The organism is Pantoea sp. CTOTU49201, assembly GCF_032054795.1.
Lineage (GTDB): Bacteria > Pseudomonadota > Gammaproteobacteria > Enterobacterales > Enterobacteriaceae > Pantoea > Pantoea symbiotica.
This window is the reverse complement of sequence record NZ_DAMBSA010000059.1, coordinates 1-16,662: the sequence shown is the minus strand read 5'-3', so window position 1 is coordinate 16,662 and position 16,662 is coordinate 1. Positions and strand designations below refer to the sequence as shown.

Sequence of the window (16,662 nt, the reverse complement as noted above, 5' to 3'; positions counted from 1 at the left end):
GCGATACCCGGCCAGATTTTGGTGGCGTCCAGCGGGTTGAAGTCGAACTTATCCAGATCGCTGGCTTTGATGGTTTGAATATAGAGATCCCATTTCGGGTAAGCTTTGTTGTTGATCGATGCCACTAAATCTTCGGTCATGTGGCTGAAGGTGCCACTTTGAATTGCCGCCACTTCGCCTGGATCGAGGTTCTTTTCGCCTTGCAGGGTCTTCCAGTGGAATTTCACATAGTGCACTTCGCCTTTCGCGTTGACGAACTTATAGGCGTGCACGCTGTTGCCATCCATCTGACGATAGTTTGCTGGCGTACCCATGTTGGAGAACAACATGGTCAGGCCGTGCGTGGCTTCTGGTACATGTGAGAAGAAATCAAAAGTGCGAGCGTCGTTGCCAAGGTTGGTACGTGGATCAGGCTTAAACGCGTGCACCATGTCCGGGAATTTAATCGCGTCGCGGATAAAGAACACCGGCAGGTTGTTGCCGACTAAATCCCAGTTGCCCTGACTGGTGTAAAACTTGGTGGCAAAACCGCGCGGATCGCGCAGCGTTTCCGGAGAATGTTTGCTGTGCACTACGGAGGAGAAGCGCACAAATACCGGCGTCACACTGCCCGGTTTGAACACTTCGGCAATGGTTAAGTCACTGATGTCTTTGCTGGCGCGGAACTCGCCGTGTGCGCCGGTACCGCGTGCGTGTACTACGCGCTCTGGAATGCGTTCACGGTCAAAGCGTTGCAGCTTCTGGATCAGTTGCACGTCCTGCAGCAGCACCGCACCATGCTCGCCTGCGGTTTGTGAATTCTGGTTATCACCCACTGGCGCGCCGTTATCGCGCGTGAGTTCGGTGCTATAAGCCGGAACAGAGAAAGCTAACGCAAGTGCAATAGCCGTAGGTTTGATGAGGTAAGAACGGGTTTTAAGGGTCATGAGCATGCTTCCTTGTGCATAAAATTCGCGATTATTATGTCGCGCGCAGCCTTTTTTCAGGCTGGAGAATCTTTACATTCAAGGAGTTAAGCGCTAACAAGACCAGTCTCGTTTATCCTTAACAAATAAGTTAAAAAAAAACCGCCAGCCTGCGCCGACGGTTTTTTAATCATCAAATTCTGGCTTACATCACTGCGGCAAACGCCTCAGCAACCTGGTTGACGTTACGGCTGTTCAGGCCGGCAACGCACATGCGGCCGCTGGCAATCAGGTAGACGCCGAACTCATCGCGCAGACGATCAACCTGCTGCGCGCTCAGACCGGTGTAGCTGAACATACCGCGCTGTTGCAGCAGGTAATCAAAGTTTTGACCCGGCAGCTTGGTGCTCAACACATTCACCAGTGCCTGGCGCATTTCGATAATGCGCAGACGCATCGCTTCCACTTCCGCCAGCCAGTTATTCAGCAGCGCTTCGTCGTTCAGCACGCAGGAAACCACCTGCGCACCAAAGTTTGGTGGGCTTGAGTAGTTACGACGCACGGTGGCTTTCAGCTGGCCCAGCACGCGAGCAGACTCTTCCGCGCTGTCGCAGACAATTGAAAGGCCGCCAACGCGCTCGCCGTACAGCGAGAAAATCTTGGAGAACGAGTTGCTCACTAGCGCTGGCAAGCCGGCAGCCGCAATGGCGCGAATCGCATAAGCATCCGCTTCCATGCCCGCACCAAAGCCCTGATAAGCGATATCGAGGAACGGAATCAGCTCCTGCGCTTTCAGCACTTCGGTGGTTTTATCCCACTGCGCGTTAGTCAGATCGGCACCGGTTGGGTTATGGCAGCACGGATGCAGCAGCACGATGGATTGTTTCGGCAAGGTTTTCAGTTTGGCGATGAACGCATCAAACTTCACGCCGTTGGTTTCTGCGTCATACCACGGATAAGTCTCTACATCGAAGCCCGCGCCGTTGAAGATTGCGATATGGTTTTCCCACGTTGGATCGCTCACCCACACGTTTGACGCTGGGAAGTAACGCTTAAGGAAATCAGCACCGACTTTCAGCGCACCTGAGCCACCTAAGGTCTGGATGGACGCAATACGGCCCGCTTGCAGCATCGGATGTTCTTTACCGAACAGCAGCGGTGCAATGGCGTTACGGTAAGCGTTCAGACCTTCCATCGGCAGATACAGCGATGCCTGATGCGGCTGCGCCTGCAGGCGCTCTTCTGCTGCGGCAACCGCCTGCAGCTGAGGAATGATGCCCGCTTCGTTGTAATAGAGACCAATGCTCAGGTTTACTTTGTTATCGCGCGGATCTTGTTTGAAGGTTTCCATCAACGACAGAATCGGATCGCCGGCATAGGCATCAACGTTTTGAAACACGGTGCAGATCTCCATGATTGGTCATAAATAAGAGGTAAAGATGCGTCATCAAACCATGTAACGGCCGGGACGATGATTCATTGCGATGATGAGATTGAGGATCACCGCGCCCGCGATTGAAGCAAACAACATCGGTAACGACACCACAAACAGCGACGCTAATACCACGCAGGTATCGACCGCCATTTGCAGTTTTCCGGCACGCAGACCGATACGGTCCTGCAGCCAGAGCGCCAAAATATTGATGCCGCCGAGGCTGGCTTTGTGACGGAACAACACTATAAACCCAATGCCCATCACCACGTTACCGAACAGTGTCGCATAAAACGGATTTAGCGCAGAAAAATGCACAAACAGCGGATGCAAATGGGTAAACAGCGACACCAGGCCAACCGCGCAGAAGGTTTTCAGGGTAAATTCCCAGCCCATGCGGCGCACGGCCAGCCAGTAAAATGGCAGGTTGATCAGGAAAAAGGCGCTACCGAAGGAGAGCGGTGACAAATAGCTGATTAAGAAGGCAATACCCGCCGAACTGCCGGTGAGCGCTCCAGCCTGTTTCAGCATAATGACGCCGAAAGAGACCATCAGCGTGCCGAGGACGATCGCCAGCGCATCTTCAATCAGCGAATGGGGAACTTTGGTGGGTTGAACAACGTTATCCATGGGTTAATCTCATTGCAAATGATGCGGTTCAAATGCAAAAAACGCACCACATCGGCGACGTATGCGCGCCGCCGATGGGTGCCAGCGATTATCCAATTGATAACTAAGGCGCTTTATTGCAGGTTTTTGTGCATCAGTTGAGACTCAAACCATCAACCCATGCACAAATCTGTTTTCTGGTGCGCGTTTTTTGCATTATTAAGGCAATAATTGCACCAGATTAGCACATCACGCACTTTTTTGGCGCGTTTTGTGCTGCGGGATCATCATCAAACCGTTCTCTTTTAAACGGCTCAATACCACGGACGTTTTCACATGTGCCACGCTTTGATGACCAGCCACTAACTGGCTGATCAACGCGCTCAGAGAAGCCAGATCGGCCACCGCTACTTTCAGCAGATAATCGGCATCGCCGGTGGTTTTAAAGGCATCGACGATGGCGGCTTCTTCCTCCACCATGCGATGGAAACTTTCTTCATAATCGGGCGTGTGGTTTTTCAATCGCACTTCAATTAATCCCACCATGCCAAGGCCCACCGCGTCGGGCGAGAGGCGCGCGTGATAGCCGAGAATGAGATTGGCCTGCTCAAGATTGATGCGGCGGCGTGAACATTGCGATGCCGAAAGTCCGACTAAATCACTGAGTTCCTGGTTGGTGAGGCGTCCGTTAGATTGTAATAATGTCAATATCTTAAGGTCGTGATCGTCTACCTGAGTCATTCTGTTTCCACAGCGAAATAAGGGGCGCTTTGCTACAGATAACCTGATTAAAGCCGGGGTTGTCCAACACTATTTTCTGATGACGTGAAATGCATGCACAAAACGTGCATGCATCCGGGTTGAAAGGGTTATTCGTCGTCGTATTGCGGGCCAGCGTAGTTATCAAAGCGCGACCATTGGCCATTAAAGGTCAAACGCACCGTACCGATCGGGCCGTTACGCTGCTTACCGAGGATGATCTCGGCGATGCCTTTAAGATCGCTGTTTTCGTGATACACCTCGTCACGATAGATGAACATGATCAAGTCGGCATCCTGCTCGATCGAGCCTGATTCACGCAGATCCGAGTTCACCGGACGCTTATCCGCACGTTGTTCTAGTGAGCGGTTCAGCTGCGACAGCGCCACCACCGGCACATTCAGCTCTTTCGCCAGCGCTTTAAGCGAGCGCGAGATCTCGGCGATCTCCAGCGTACGGTTGTCGGACAGCGCAGGCACGCGCATCAGCTGCAGGTAGTCGATCATGATCAGGCTCAACCCGCCGTTTTCGCGGAAAATGCGGCGCGCGCGTGAACGCACTTCAGTTGGCGTCAGGCCAGAAGAGTCATCAATAAACATGTTCTTCTTCTCGAGCAAAATCCCCATGGTGGCGGAAATGCGCGCCCAATCTTCATCTTCCAGCTGACCGGTACGAATACGCGTCTGATCCACGCGCGACAGCGACGCCAGCATACGCATCATAAGCTGTTCGCTGGGCATCTCCAGACTGAAAATCAGCACGGGCTTGTCCTGCAACATCGCGGCGTTTTCGCACAGATTCATGGCGAAGGTGGTTTTACCCATCGAAGGACGCGCCGCGACGATAATCAGATCCGAGCCCTGTAGACCGGCGGTTTTTTTGTTCAAATCCTGATAGCCGGTATCGACGCCGGTCACGCCATCGTGCGGCGTTGAGACCAGCGACTCAATACGCGAAACCGTGGCTTCGAGGATCTGCTCGATGTTCTGCGGGCCCTGATCTTTATTGGCGCGCTGTTCAGCAATTTTGAAAACGTTGGACTCGGCGAAGTCGAGCAGATCTTCACTGCTCCGTCCTTGCGGATCGTAGCCGGCATCGGCGATTTGGTTCGCCACCGAAATCATCTCGCGTACCACCGCACGTTCACGCACAATATCGGCATAAGCCCCGATGTTAGCAGCACTTGGCGTATTTTTTGCCAGCTCGGCCAGATAGGCGAAGCCGCCAGCCATCTCTAATTCGCCCAGCGTTTCCAGCGATTCAGAGAGTGTAATCAGGTCGATCGGCTGGCCCGCTTCCAGCAAACGCTGCATTTCCGTGAAGATCATGCGGTGCGAGCGGTTGAAGAAATCATTGGCGACAACGCGTTCAGAGACGTTGTCCCAGCGCTGATTATCCAGCATCAACCCACCGAGCACCGACTGCTCCGCTTCTATGGAATGCGGCGGCATTTTCACGCCTTCCAGCTGCCGATCGCGGGGTTCGTTCGATTTGTTGGTGGGTTTATTTCCTGCCATAGTGAATGCATTACCGATCGTGAAAGGGACGCGCAAGTATAACGTCCCAGGATGAACAATCACAGGAGTCAGAATGGCAAAGCGTATTCAGTTCAACCAACACGGCGGCCCAGATGTGCTGCAATGGGTCGATTTCGAACTGGCCGATCCCGCCGAGCACGAAGTGCAGGTGGAAAACAAGGCGATTGGCATTAACTACATTGATACCTATGTGCGCAGCGGCTTGTATCCGCAAAGCAGCTTCCCTTCCGGCTTGGGCACCGAAGCAGCCGGTGTTGTGAAGCGTGTCGGATCGGCGGTGACGCGTTTTAAAGCGGGCGATCGCGTGGTCTATTGCCAGGCCGCGCTCGGTGCGTATAGCGAAGTGCACAATGTGGCGGAAGATCGCCTGGTGATCTTGCCGGACAGCATCTCATTTGAGCAAGGCGCGGCTTCTTTCCTTAAAGGGTTAACCGTGCAGTATCTGCTGCGCCAAACCTATAAAGTGAAAGCCGATGAAATCTTCCTGTTCCATGCCGCAGCCGGTGGCGTGGGTTTGATCGCCTGCCAATGGGCCAAAGCGCTCGGCGCACATCTGATTGGTACAGTGGGTTCTGCAGAAAAAGCGAAGATTGCCAAAGATGCCGGCGCCTGGGCGACGATTAACTATCGTGAAGAGGATATCGCGAAGCGCGTCAGCGAATTGACCAACGGCGAGAAAGTGGCCGTGGTGTATGACTCGGTGGGCAAAGATACCTGGGAACCTTCGCTGGATAGCCTGCGTCGCCACGGATTAATGGTCAGCTTTGGTAATGCATCGGGTCCGGTAACCGGCGTTGATCTCGGCATTCTCAATAAGAAAGGATCGCTGTTCGTCACTCGCCCTTCGCTGTTCGGTTACATCACTAACCGCGCAGAACTGGATGCCGCCAGCAATGAATTGTTCTCACTGATTGCCAGCCGGGCGATTCAGCTAAACGTGCTAGAGCAGCAGAAATTTGCCTTGAGTGACGCGGTGCGCGCGCATCAGGTGCTGGAGAGCCGCGCAACTCAGGGTTCCAGCCTGCTGATTCCCTGATCGCTAAATGCAAACGGGGCTTCCCGTAGGAAGCCCCTTTTTCTTTCTTTTTTATAGTTCGCGCTGGTGTAGGGACAGCGGCGATGAATTCGTTTGAAACAACGCCAATCATCCTGACAGAAAACATAAGTAAAAAATATGTTTAAATGCGGAATTATTCTAAGCAATTTCCGAGTCTGTGATCGTCACCGCAATTAGCGCCAGTCCCTTCTATCTAAGTCGCTGATTTTTCTTTTCAGCCTGCGCAATTTAGCCTCACCTGAAGGTGTGGTAAATGCGCGATAAAGCCATACAACAGCCACTGCCAGCACCAGCCATGGCAACACTTTGATAACAATTGCCAGCAATCCGCCAAAGAACATCAAAGCGGTCGCCACCACTAATGCCGCAATCACGCCCAGCAACGAAACGCCGGTGAACAGCAGCATCAGAAAAAAGCCGATAACAAATAGAATTTCCACGAAGGCTCTCCTGTGTAAGTAACATCAGGAACATTACAAGATGCGTGCCAACTTATAAATTTGGCTAACTTTTTGAATATATTGGATAAGGGATGAGTGAAGGCTTGAAAGGATGATGAAAAAAACTAATTTATGGCGCAGAAAAAACCATCCTGCTGGCCTTGATGTGCGCATGAATGCGCACCCTACAAAAGCCGGAACGCTCCGGCTTGCCTGACGATAATTACATCACTTCCTGCGGGATCTTATCCGCTACCAACGCTAACGCCGCTTCCAGCACGCGCACATCGGCACCGGGTTTATGGGCGTTTTCACTTAAGTAACGGCGCCACTGGCGCGCACCGGGAATGCCCTGAAACAGGCCAAGCATATGGCGCGTAACATGGCCGAGATACATGCCTTTGGATAATTCAGCTTCAATGTACGGATACATCGAGCGCACCACCGCCACTGGATCGACGCGCGGCGTGTCGCGACCAAACAGTTCCCGGTCAACCTGCGCCAGAATACCCGGATTCTGATAGGCTTCGCGCCCCATCATCACGCCATCCATATGCTGCAGATGCAGTTTAGCTTCTTCCAGCGTTTTGATGCCGCCATTAATCGCCATGATCAACGCCGGGAAGTCGCGCTTCAATTGGTATACGCGTGGATAATCGAGCGGCGGGATCTCGCGATTCTCTTTCGGACTCAAACCGGAAAGCCAGGCTTTGCGCGCGTGGATAATAAAGGTATCGCAGCCGCCCTGTTGCGCCACGGTGCCAATAAAATCACACAGGAATTCGTAGCTGTCCTGCTCATCAATGCCGATACGGGTTTTGACCGTCACCGGAATGCTCACCACATCGCGCATCGCTTTAATGCAGTCGGCAACCAGCGCCGCATCGCCCATCAGGCAGGCTCCAAAACGGCCATTCTGTACACGATCGGACGGACAACCCACGTTGAGGTTTATCTCATCGTAGCCACGCTCTTCTGCCAGCTTTGCGCACTGCGCCAGCGCGGCGGGATCGCTACCACCCAGCTGCAGCGCCAGCGGATGCTCTTCCTCGCTGTAAGCCAGATAGTCGCCTTTACCGTGGATGATCGCGCCGGTCGTCACCATTTCGGTGTATAGCAGCGTGTCGCCGCTCAGCTGACGGTGGAAATAACGACAGTGACGATCGGTCCAGTCGAGCATTGGGGCGATGGAAAAACGTTGCGAGGAGAAAGTATCGGTCATGAAACGCAGTAAATCCGCAGTAAGTTAAGTGATGAGAAACTGCGCAATCATATCACAGCAAAACGGGCGGCACAGCCGCCCGTTATCAGACGGGGAATTAGAAGTTAAATCCGAGCTGCAGCATCGCACCCACGGTATTGTCTTTACCCACAGAACCGGCCAGATCGAGATGAACGGTATTGTTGAACGGTGACACACCCAAACCGGCGGTGAACACGTCGGTATCGTTCGACTTCAGATCGGCACGATAACCAGCGCGCAGCGCCAGCCAATCCAGCACACGATACTCCGCACCAACGCCAGCGTACTGGCTGCTGTCTTCCGATTTGAAGCGCTTGGTTTCAGTCAGATCAACATCACCGGCCAGCGTGAACGGCCCGTTATTCCAGGATAGCCCGGTAGTAACCAGTGGACGAATTTGGTAAGTATCGCGGTAGCCGTTCACCTCTTTGGTGTCGATATCGCGCGAGATCAGGTTTTGCCCGGTCACACCGAAGGTCCAGTTCTCACCGAAATCCGTGGCAACGCCAGCATCCACGTTGAAACCGGTATCGCTGCTGCGATAGCGGCTGTTGTTGATATCGCTCTTGTCGTAGTTGTAGATACTCGCAGTGTAGTTATACAGCCAGGTTTTCTGCAGCTTTGGCGTCACGCCGACAGAAACCGGATGCCCAGCAATCGAGAACTCATGCGCGACTGACACACCATAATCGGTGACCAGCGCCGCCAACCCGTTGGCGCTGGAGCGTAAGTTATCTTCATCACCTGGAACAGGAATTCTCGACCCATCGGCAACAGCGCGCAGGTAGGCAATGTCGCTATCCGCTACGTTGGCGCGCACGTGCGCAGTGCCATACGCCTTGGTGATAAAGGCAAAAGGTAAGGTTTCATTTGGAACAGTAACGGCCAGGGCTACACCCGCCGTTGCGTTGGCTTTATTGCCGCGCAGATCGCTAAGCTGATTAGCCATATCGCCTGCTGCGGCCTTCAACTGTGGGTAACCATTGAGGTAATCGGCAAAGGTCAGGTTATCGATTACGTCCTGATAACGATCAACGGTATCAGTGATGTCATCGACGCGGTCGATCAATTTGTCTTTATCAGTAACCTGTGCACCGGCTGAAGGAAAAATGATGCTGACGTTATCTTCAGGTTGCGCTTTGGTCATCAATGCTGGGTTAGCCAGCACTGCGGAACTCCAGGTGGAAGAGGCTACGCCGGTACCGCCCATTGCGTCGTTACGCGCGTCGTACCATGTACCTGCTGCCAGAGCTGAGGAAGAGAGAAATACTGCATTCAAACCAACAAGATAAGCTACTTTTTTGTGCCTGAATATTGTCTTCACCATGAGCCTGCCATCACCTTTGAAATGTCGCTGAATCACTCACCGACTGAAAGTTTAGTTAGCCGCTATTCTGAACCCTGGCTAACGCTTCATTGCTGTGAATTAAAAGGAAATAGCACTGCTATTCGCAGAATTGGATGCGTAAGCACCATTCCGCTGTGTTTTTATGCAGAAAAATTAACAGTGAGTAAATTGATACCAGAAATTACTTAAGACCTTTTGAACCATAGACGCTAACCCGGTGAGTTGCAAAGCAAAATCCGTGCAGCCGTTGCGCTGCCTGGCGGTACGCATTTTTCAGGGATGTTGATTGCAACAAAATTGATCGAAAAACAGGAAGGGTAATCGATTGATTGGTGGGAATTTTCTGTAGGAATTTAAGTAAAATAAGCAATCACAGCAGCGTAAAAATTTGTGTGATAAAATAACATCACCTGCAACCCGGAGAATGCTTATGTCAAACCTCACGCCAGAACAACTTCTTACCCAGGCTGAATCACTTTGCCTTGATCGCGGCGTGCGCCTCACCACTCAGCGCGCCGAAGTGCTGCGCTTGATGGCAGAGCAGAATGGTTCGATAAGCGCTTACGATTTGCTGGATCAGCTGCGCGTCAGCGAGCCGCAAGCTAAACCGCCCACCATTTATCGCGCGCTGGATTTCCTGCTGGAACAGGGATTTATTCATCGCGTTGAGTCGAATAACAGCTATGTGGTTTGTCATCATTTTGATGAGCCGGCACATACTTCAGTGATGTTGGTGTGTGACGGTTGCGCGGCAGTGACTGAAAAACATGCTCATGGAGTAGAAAAGACCATTGCTTCGTTAGCTGATCAGGCGGGATTTTCTTTGCGTCATACTGTAATTGAGGCGCATGGCCTGTGTGAGAACTGCGCAGAAGTAGCCGCTTGCACACATCATGAAAGCTGCGAGCATGATCATCAGGTTGAGGGGAAAAAACGGGTAAGAAAATAGAGAGGCACATCCTTGTGCCGGGCCAATCACTACGCTAAATGATTGGCGGGTAGGAGCATCGTGCTTAGGGGCGATTACCAGCGATAATCTTTATTGGTGCTTTCCCAGTCCTTAACTTCTTGCTCGGCCTGGTCTTTCGCATAACCGTAGCGCTCCTGGATTTTACCGACCAACTGATCGCGTTTACCTTCGATCACCGTCATGTCGTCATCCGTGAGCTTGCCCCACTTCTCTTTAAATTTCCCTTTAAACTGCTTCCAGTTTCCGCTCGCTTCGTCTTTGTTCATAATAATCCTCCACATCATCCTGAGTGAAATAGATATATCACCTGTCTATCTGGCGATATACCCACACAACGCGCTACTCATTTGCGCCGTATAAGGTAATTGTAGTAGCCGTTTCGCAGTTTGCAGAGAAATACAGATTAATCTGTAGGTTACGCTTCGCTTATTCAGGCGTTGAACCAGCTATCGCGTTGCCAGTGACCGCGCCAGATCAGCCACAGCGTCAGTCCGCGTAGCGCCAGGAACACCGTCACTGCCAGCCATAAACCGTGATTGCCGAGCCACGGCAATGTGAGCAGCGCTAAACCGTAGCCGATTGCCGCCATCACCATACTGTTACGCATCTCACGACCGCGCGTCGCGCCGATAAACATGCCATCCAGCAGATAACACCACACGCCAACCAGCGGCAGAATAACCTGCCAAATCAGATAGCGATCGGCCATCTCGCGTAGCGCTTCCAGTGACGTCAGCATCGCCACAATCTGCGGACCGGTGAAGGCATAAATCAGCGCAAAGACCGCTGCAACGAAGCAAGCCTGACGACAAGCCGCATGCCAAATCAGCAACAGCCGACTGCGATCTTTGGCACCAACCGCTTCACCCGAACAGGCTTCAACCGCATAGGCAAAACCATCCAGCGCGTATGCGGTAAAAGTGAGAAACATCAGCAGCACCGCATTGACCGCCACTACATCCGGGCCAATTCGTGCGCCAAGGATGGTGAGTGACGCGAAGCAGATTTGCAGCATCAAAGAGCGCAGCATGATGTCGCGATTGAGGCGGAATAGCCGCGCCGCATCGCCGCGCCAGCTGCTTTTAAGCAGAGTAAAGTGAATACCGCGCATCTTCAGCACGCGCGCCACCATCAACAAACCTACGCCCAGCGTGACATATTCTGCCAACGCGGTTGCCGCTGCCGCGCCAGCCACACCCCAATGCAGTTTGAGGACGAACAGCAGATCAAGCAGGATATTCACCAGATTGCCGATGATCAGCAGCACCATCGGGGCGCGCGCATACTGCACGCCCAGCAGCCAGCCCAGAATCACCAAATTGGCTAAGGTTGCGGGCGCACTCAGCCAGCGAATCTCAATAAAGATTTTCGCCTGCTGCTGCACTTCCGGGCTGCCGCCCATTAAGGCTGCTGCCAGGCTGCTTACCGGCGTTCGCAGCACCATAAACAGCACGCCAAAAACCAGCGCAATCAGCAGCGGCTGCGTTAAGGCGCGCGCCAGCGCGGTTTTGTCGTTGGCGCCAAATGCCTGAGCGGTCAATCCGGTGGTGCTCATACGCAGAAACAGCAAAAGCATAAAGATGAAGCTGGTCGCCGTTGTGCCCACGGCGACCCCACCGAGGTAAATTGGGCTATCGAGATGACCAATAACGGCGGTATCCACCACGCCCAGTAACGGGACGGTGATATTTGACAGGATCATCGGCAGCGCTAGCCGCCAGAGTGTTTTATCTGAAGAGGAAAACAGCTGCATCAGCCCATTCCGTTGTGTGCGGTAATCAGCGTAATGGCGCCAGCGTGAGCCGCAGAAAGAGTCACAGAGAAGTAAAATAGCAGACTGCGGTCAGCGCAAACACGCACCGCCGCAGTTGGGGAGGATCAGAAACTGATCAGAGCCACTCGCCGTTGCGTACAATCCCGACAGCTAAACCTTCAACAGTTAGTGACTGCTCACGGGTATCAACAACAATCGGTTGGAAATCGGTGTTTTCCGGCAGCAGATGAACAATCGCGCCCTGCTTTTTCCAGCGTTTCACGGTGACTTCATCATCAATGCGCGCCACGACAACCTGGCCGTTACGCACTTCCTGCGTTTTATGCACCGCTAACAGATCGCCATCCATAATGCCGATATCTTTCATCGACATGCCGCTCACGCGCAGCAGGAAATCGGCGCTCGGTTTGAACAGATTCGCATCCACCTGATAGTGGGCTTCAATATGTTCCTGCGCCAGCAAAGGTTCACCGGCAGCGACGCGGCCAATCAGCGGCAGCCCTTCGCTTGGTTCTTCTTCCATTAGCAAACGAATCCCGCGCGATGCGCCGGAAACAATTTCAATTACGCCTTTACGCGCCAGCGCTTTCAGATGCTCTTCAGCAGCATTGGGCGAGCGAAAACCCAGTTGCGCAGCAATTTCCGCACGCGTTGGCGGCATGCCCGTCTGGTTAATATGGTCGCGAATCAGGTCATAGACCTGTTGCTGCCGTGCAGTTAACGCTTTCATCCCGCCCCCTGGTTGTTTATACAGTCGCTGTGAGTATATACAGGTATTCGCGAAATGAAAACCGTAACAGAGGGAAAAATCAGCGGTTTGATGAATCTGGAATCCCTATCTCAAATGCGTCCAGAGCAGCGCGATCCAGACGAACAGAGCCAGTAAGATAGTCAGCAATACGGCAGCCGATCCCATATCTTTGGCGCGGCCCGCGAGCGGATGTTGTTCCTGCCCGATGCGGTCAACCACCGCTTCGATAGCGCTATTAAGGATCTCAACGATGATAACCAGCACTACCGAGCCAATCATCAAGATGCGGGAAACGGTATCTACATCCAGCCAACACGCCACGAGAATGGCCACCAGCGCGGCGACAGCTTCCTGCCGAAATGCGGCTTCGTGCTGCCATGCGGCACGCAGGCCCTGCCAGGAATAACCGGCGGCTTTCACTATTCTTACTAAACCGGTGACGTTATTTGCCATGTCTATGGAACCCTTGATCTATTTTGACGTCAATGTGTGGGCAGTATGAGGCGGCAGAGCCACAGACCTTCGCTGCGCTTTCTGGTATGCTTGCCGCGCTTTGCTAACAAGAGGCTTAAAGTTGTCTATGTCAGGTTGGCGTAAACTCTATTACAAATTATTGAATTTACCACTCTCTATTTTGGTAAAAAGTAAGGTCATTCCGACCGATCCCGTCTCTGAACACGGGATCGATCCGACACGTCCGGTGATGTATGTTTTGCCTTATGATTCAAAGGCTGACCTGCTCACGCTACGTGCTCAATGCCTGAAACATGATCTGCCCGATCCGCTGGCTCCGCTGGAGATCGATGGCACCCTGCTGCCGCGCCACGTGTTTATTCACGATGGCCCGCGCGTGATTCCCTATTTCGTGGCCAATCCCGAATCGGTGAAGCTGTTCCACGATTATCTGGATTTGCACCGCAGTAACCCGCAACTCGACGTGCAAATGCTGCCGGTCGCGGTGATGTTTGGTCGCGCGCCGGGACGTGAAACATCCGGTGAATCCACGCCGCATCTGCGCGTGCTGAATGGTGTGCAGAAGTTCTTCGCCATTTTGTGGCACGGCCGCGACAGCTTTGTCCGCTTCTCGCAAACCGTTTCGCTACGCCAGATGGCGACCGAACACGGTACCGATAAGTCGATTGCGCAGAAACTGGCTCGCGTGGCGCGTATTCACTTTGCTCGCCAACGTCTGGCTGCGGTCGGCCCGCGTCTGCCTGCACGTCAGGATCTCTTCAACAAGCTTTTACAGTCCAAAGCGATTGAAAAAGCGGTAGAAGATGAAGCGCGCAGCAAAAAGATTTCGCATGAGAAAGCCCAGCAAAACGCCATCGAAATGATGGAAGAGGTGGCGGCGAACTTCTCTTACGAAGCGATTAAAGTCACTGACCGCGTGATGGGCTGGCTGTGGAGCCGTCTGTATCAGGGCATCAACGTGCATGGCGGTGAGCGCGTGCGTCAGCTGGCGCAGGATGGCCATGAGATTGTCTATGTGCCCTGCCACCGCAGCCACATGGATTATCTGCTGCTCTCCTACGTGCTTTATCATCAAGGCCTGGTGCCACCGCACATTGCTGCGGGTATCAACCTGAATTTCTGGCCTGCTGGCCCGATTTTCCGCCGTCTGGGCGCGTTCTTTATTCGTCGTACCTTTAAGGGCAACAAACTCTATTCCACCGTGTTCCGTGAATATCTCGGCGAGCTGTTTAGCCGTGGTTACTCCGTTGAATATTTTGTGGAAGGCGGACGTTCGCGTACCGGCCGTTTGCTGGACCCGAAAACCGGCACCCTGTCGATGACGCTGCAGGCGATGCTGCGCGGCGGCAGTCGTCCTATCACCTTCGTGCCGATTTACATCGGTTACGAGCACGTGATGGAAGTGGGCACCTACGCCAAAGAGCTGCGTGGCGCTGCCAAAGAGAAAGAGAGCTTCCTGCAGATGGTGCGCGGCTTGAGGAAGCTGCGCAATCTGGGTCAGGGCTACGTTAACTTCGGCGAACCGCTGCCGTTGATGAACTACCTGAACAAAAACGTGCCGGAATGGCGCGATGCGATTGATCCTATCGAACCGCAACGTCCTGCCTGGATGACGCCGGCCGTGAATGACATTGCAGCGAAGCTGATGGTGCGCATCAACGAAGCCGGTGCAGCTAACGCCATGAACCTGTGCGTCACTGCGCTGCTGGCGTCACGTCAGCGTTCACTGACCCGCGAACAGCTGATTGAGCAGTTAGAGTGCTACACCCAACTGCTGCGCAACGTGCCGTATTCGCCGGAAGCCACGGTGCCCGATATGAGCGCCGAAGCGCTGCTTGATCACGCGATGGGCATGAACAAGTTCGAGACCGAGCAGGACAGTATTGGCGATATCATCATTCTGCCGCGCGAGCAGGCAGTGCTGATGACCTACTATCGCAACAACATCCATCACATGCTGGTGATGCCGTCGCTGATTGCCGCCATCGTGCAGCAACACCGCGAAATCAGCGAAGCAGAGCTGCTGCGTCAGGTTAGCCTGGTTTATCCGATGCTGAAGAGCGAACTGTTCCTGCGCTGGGACAACGCGGAATTGCCTGCGCTGCTCAACGCGCTTTGTTCAGAGATGGCACGTCAGGGGCTGATTACGTTGCAGGATGGTCAGCTGAAAATGACGCCAGCACGTCATCGTTCTCTGCAACTGTTGGCGGCGGGTATTCGTGAGACGCTACAGCGCTTCGCGATTACCTTTGCCATCCTCAGCGCGAAACCGGCCATCAATCGTGGCACGCTGGAGAAAGAGAGCCGCACGCTGGCTCAACGTCTGTCCGTGCTGCACGGAATCAACGCGCCAGAGTTCTTTGATAAAGCGGTGTTCACTGCGCTGGTACTTACGCTGCGTGATGAAGGTTATATCAGTGACAAAGGCGATGCCGATGCTGAACGCAGCCATATGATGTGGCAGATGCTGGCGGAGTTGGTAACCAGCGATGTCCGTCTGACGATTGAGAGTGCGGTCACCCACGATTAGTACGGCGACATGAAAACACAAAGGCGCACTTCGGTGCGCCCTGCTAAGTCCTCGCTATTCTCCCACGATCCCTCCGCCTGATGACTCATCCTGGTCGCCATGAATGGCGCCCCTACGAGACTTGTAGCGATGGCGAGTCAAAATTATGCTTGATGTGGCAGCGCGGGTGTTGAGGCGACATCCCAACTCGCTGAACGAGTGAGGGATTCCAGGGCGAGCCGCATGGATGCGGCGAGAGGTGGCGCTGAGCAGGAGCGAATCGCCATCGGTCGCCGCACGGAGGTGCTGCAACTGCCTCACCGCAAGGCGAACGAAAGTCGCTCTACGCTTAACTGAACAGTATTGCGCTTCAGTGCGCCATTTTCGTTTACAGCAAATCCGCAAACGGCACGGTGCTAAGCAGAATGCCGAGAAACAGCACCATACCCACATAGTTGTTGTTCAGGAACGCCTGGAAGCAGGGATCGCGCTCGCGCTGGGCAATCAACTTCTGCTGATGCACAAACAAGCCAGCTGCCAGCAGCAGCGACCAGTAAAATGCGCCATTCAGATTGAGCATCATGCCCACCAGCGCCATCAGACCGAGCGTAGCCAGCTGCAGTAAACCGATAATCAGTTTGTCGTAACGACCAAACAGAATCGCCGTCGACTTCACGCCAATCTTCAAATCGTCATCACGATCAACCATCGCGTACTGCGTGTCATAAGCCACTGTCCAGCAGATATTCGCCAGGAACACCAGCCAGCAGACCAAAGGTAAGGACTCACTAACTGCCGCCCATCCCATTGGAATCGCCCAGCCAAATGCCGCGCCGAGCACCACCTGCGGCAG

Annotated in this window: 16 protein-coding genes; 3 read left to right on the top strand and 13 right to left on the bottom strand. The window is 53.5% G+C overall.

Going from position 1 to position 16,662, the window contains the following annotated elements:
* From RTY00_RS06650 to dnaB, 5 genes are all read right to left on the bottom strand, one after another.
* Nucleotides 1-926, bottom strand: a 926-nt coding sequence (locus tag RTY00_RS06650) for a catalase (RefSeq protein WP_312663878.1), incomplete at its 3' end; no start/stop codon positions are given.
* Nucleotides 927-1,110: 184 nt separating this feature from the next.
* On the bottom strand, nt 1,111-2,304 hold the full coding sequence (locus tag RTY00_RS06645; RefSeq protein ID WP_312663877.1) for an amino acid aminotransferase: 1,194 nt from the start codon (nt 2,302-2,304) through the stop codon (nt 1,111-1,113).
* 48 nt (nt 2,305-2,352) lie between these two features.
* Nucleotides 2,353-2,967 (bottom strand): YitT family protein, encoded by a 615-nt coding sequence (locus tag RTY00_RS06640; RefSeq protein WP_008109953.1) that lies wholly within the window; start codon nt 2,965-2,967, stop codon nt 2,353-2,355.
* 228 nt (nt 2,968-3,195) lie between these two features.
* Nucleotides 3,196-3,687: an Lrp/AsnC family transcriptional regulator gene (locus RTY00_RS06635; protein WP_008109951.1), complete on the bottom strand. Its 492-nt coding sequence runs from the start codon at nt 3,685-3,687 to the stop codon at nt 3,196-3,198.
* A 128-nt stretch (nt 3,688-3,815) separates the two neighbouring features.
* A complete protein-coding gene (gene dnaB, locus RTY00_RS06630; protein ID WP_036649986.1) occupies nt 3,816-5,222 on the bottom strand; it encodes a replicative DNA helicase in 1,407 nt (468 codons plus the stop codon).
* Nucleotides 5,223-5,295: 73 nt separating this feature from the next.
* Here dnaB and RTY00_RS06625 point away from each other — a divergent pair, with 73 nt between their 5' ends.
* On the top strand, nt 5,296-6,279 hold the full coding sequence (locus RTY00_RS06625; protein WP_312663876.1) for a quinone oxidoreductase: 984 nt from the start codon (nt 5,296-5,298) through the stop codon (nt 6,277-6,279).
* Between the two features lie 194 nt (nt 6,280-6,473).
* On the opposite strand, the gene pspG is transcribed toward RTY00_RS06625, so the two are convergent.
* The 3 genes from pspG to traF all read right to left on the bottom strand — a co-directional run bounded on the left by pspG (nt 6,474) and on the right by traF (nt 9,310).
* Nucleotides 6,474-6,740: an envelope stress response protein PspG gene (gene pspG / locus RTY00_RS06620; RefSeq protein WP_008109948.1), complete on the bottom strand. Its 267-nt coding sequence runs from the start codon at nt 6,738-6,740 to the stop codon at nt 6,474-6,476.
* Between the two features lie 223 nt (nt 6,741-6,963).
* Nucleotides 6,964-7,962, bottom strand: a complete 999-nt coding sequence (dusA, locus tag RTY00_RS06615; protein WP_312180108.1) for a tRNA dihydrouridine(20/20a) synthase DusA — start codon at nt 7,960-7,962, stop codon at nt 6,964-6,966.
* Nucleotides 7,963-8,059: 97 nt separating this feature from the next.
* Nucleotides 8,060-9,310: a conjugal transfer protein TraF gene (gene traF, locus RTY00_RS06610; protein ID WP_154154733.1), complete on the bottom strand. Its 1,251-nt coding sequence runs from the start codon at nt 9,308-9,310 to the stop codon at nt 8,060-8,062.
* A 451-nt stretch (nt 9,311-9,761) separates the two neighbouring features.
* Between traF and zur the strand changes: the two genes are divergently transcribed.
* Nucleotides 9,762-10,280 carry a zinc uptake transcriptional repressor Zur gene (gene zur / locus RTY00_RS06605; protein ID WP_008109945.1) on the top strand — a complete coding sequence of 173 codons (519 nt, stop codon included), beginning with the start codon at nt 9,762-9,764 and terminating at the stop codon, nt 10,278-10,280.
* A gap of 74 nt (nt 10,281-10,354) precedes the next feature.
* On the opposite strand, the gene RTY00_RS06600 is transcribed toward zur, so the two are convergent.
* The 4 genes from RTY00_RS06600 to RTY00_RS06585 all read right to left on the bottom strand — a co-directional run bounded on the left by RTY00_RS06600 (nt 10,355) and on the right by RTY00_RS06585 (nt 13,279).
* Nucleotides 10,355-10,567: a CsbD family protein gene (locus tag RTY00_RS06600; RefSeq protein WP_008109944.1), complete on the bottom strand. Its 213-nt coding sequence runs from the start codon at nt 10,565-10,567 to the stop codon at nt 10,355-10,357.
* A gap of 164 nt (nt 10,568-10,731) precedes the next feature.
* Nucleotides 10,732-12,054 (bottom strand): MATE family efflux transporter DinF, encoded by a 1,323-nt coding sequence (gene dinF, locus RTY00_RS06595; protein WP_312663875.1) that lies wholly within the window; start codon nt 12,052-12,054, stop codon nt 10,732-10,734.
* Between the two features lie 136 nt (nt 12,055-12,190).
* On the bottom strand, nt 12,191-12,805 hold the full coding sequence (gene lexA, locus RTY00_RS06590; RefSeq protein WP_008109941.1) for a transcriptional repressor LexA: 615 nt from the start codon (nt 12,803-12,805) through the stop codon (nt 12,191-12,193).
* Nucleotides 12,806-12,910: 105 nt separating this feature from the next.
* On the bottom strand, nt 12,911-13,279 hold the full coding sequence (locus RTY00_RS06585) for a diacylglycerol kinase (RefSeq protein ID WP_312663874.1): 369 nt from the start codon (nt 13,277-13,279) through the stop codon (nt 12,911-12,913).
* 127 nt (nt 13,280-13,406) lie between these two features.
* Here RTY00_RS06585 and plsB point away from each other — a divergent pair, with 127 nt between their 5' ends.
* On the top strand, nt 13,407-15,830 hold the full coding sequence (gene plsB, locus RTY00_RS06580; protein ID WP_061718380.1) for a glycerol-3-phosphate 1-O-acyltransferase PlsB: 2,424 nt from the start codon (nt 13,407-13,409) through the stop codon (nt 15,828-15,830).
* 367 nt (nt 15,831-16,197) lie between these two features.
* On the opposite strand, the gene RTY00_RS06575 is transcribed toward plsB, so the two are convergent.
* On the bottom strand, nt 16,198-16,662 hold a 465-nt coding region (locus RTY00_RS06575), incomplete at its 5' end, for a UbiA family prenyltransferase (protein WP_312663873.1).

Excerpts from the sequence above, each read along its gene's own strand:
- plsB (WP_061718380.1), top strand. The coding sequence starts at position 13,407 with ATGTCAGGTTGGCGTAAACTCTATTACAAATTATTGAATTTACCACTC.
- dinF (WP_312663875.1), bottom strand. The coding sequence starts at position 12,054 with ATGCAGCTGTTTTCCTCTTCAGATAAAACACTCTGGCGGCTAGCGCTG.
- RTY00_RS06600 (WP_008109944.1), bottom strand. The coding sequence starts at position 10,567 with ATGAACAAAGACGAAGCGAGCGGAAACTGGAAGCAGTTTAAAGGGAAA.
- RTY00_RS06635 (WP_008109951.1), bottom strand. The coding sequence starts at position 3,687 with ATGACTCAGGTAGACGATCACGACCTTAAGATATTGACATTATTACAA.
- lexA (WP_008109941.1), bottom strand. The coding sequence starts at position 12,805 with ATGAAAGCGTTAACTGCACGGCAGCAACAGGTCTATGACCTGATTCGC.
- RTY00_RS06640 (WP_008109953.1), bottom strand. The coding sequence starts at position 2,967 with ATGGATAACGTTGTTCAACCCACCAAAGTTCCCCATTCGCTGATTGAA.
- dusA (WP_312180108.1), bottom strand. The coding sequence starts at position 7,962 with ATGACCGATACTTTCTCCTCGCAACGTTTTTCCATCGCCCCAATGCTC.
- traF (WP_154154733.1), bottom strand. The coding sequence starts at position 9,310 with ATGGTGAAGACAATATTCAGGCACAAAAAAGTAGCTTATCTTGTTGGT.
- RTY00_RS06585 (WP_312663874.1), bottom strand. The coding sequence starts at position 13,279 with ATGGCAAATAACGTCACCGGTTTAGTAAGAATAGTGAAAGCCGCCGGT.
- dnaB (WP_036649986.1), bottom strand. The coding sequence starts at position 5,222 with ATGGCAGGAAATAAACCCACCAACAAATCGAACGAACCCCGCGATCGG.
- zur (WP_008109945.1), top strand. The coding sequence starts at position 9,762 with ATGTCAAACCTCACGCCAGAACAACTTCTTACCCAGGCTGAATCACTT.
- RTY00_RS06625 (WP_312663876.1), top strand. The coding sequence starts at position 5,296 with ATGGCAAAGCGTATTCAGTTCAACCAACACGGCGGCCCAGATGTGCTG.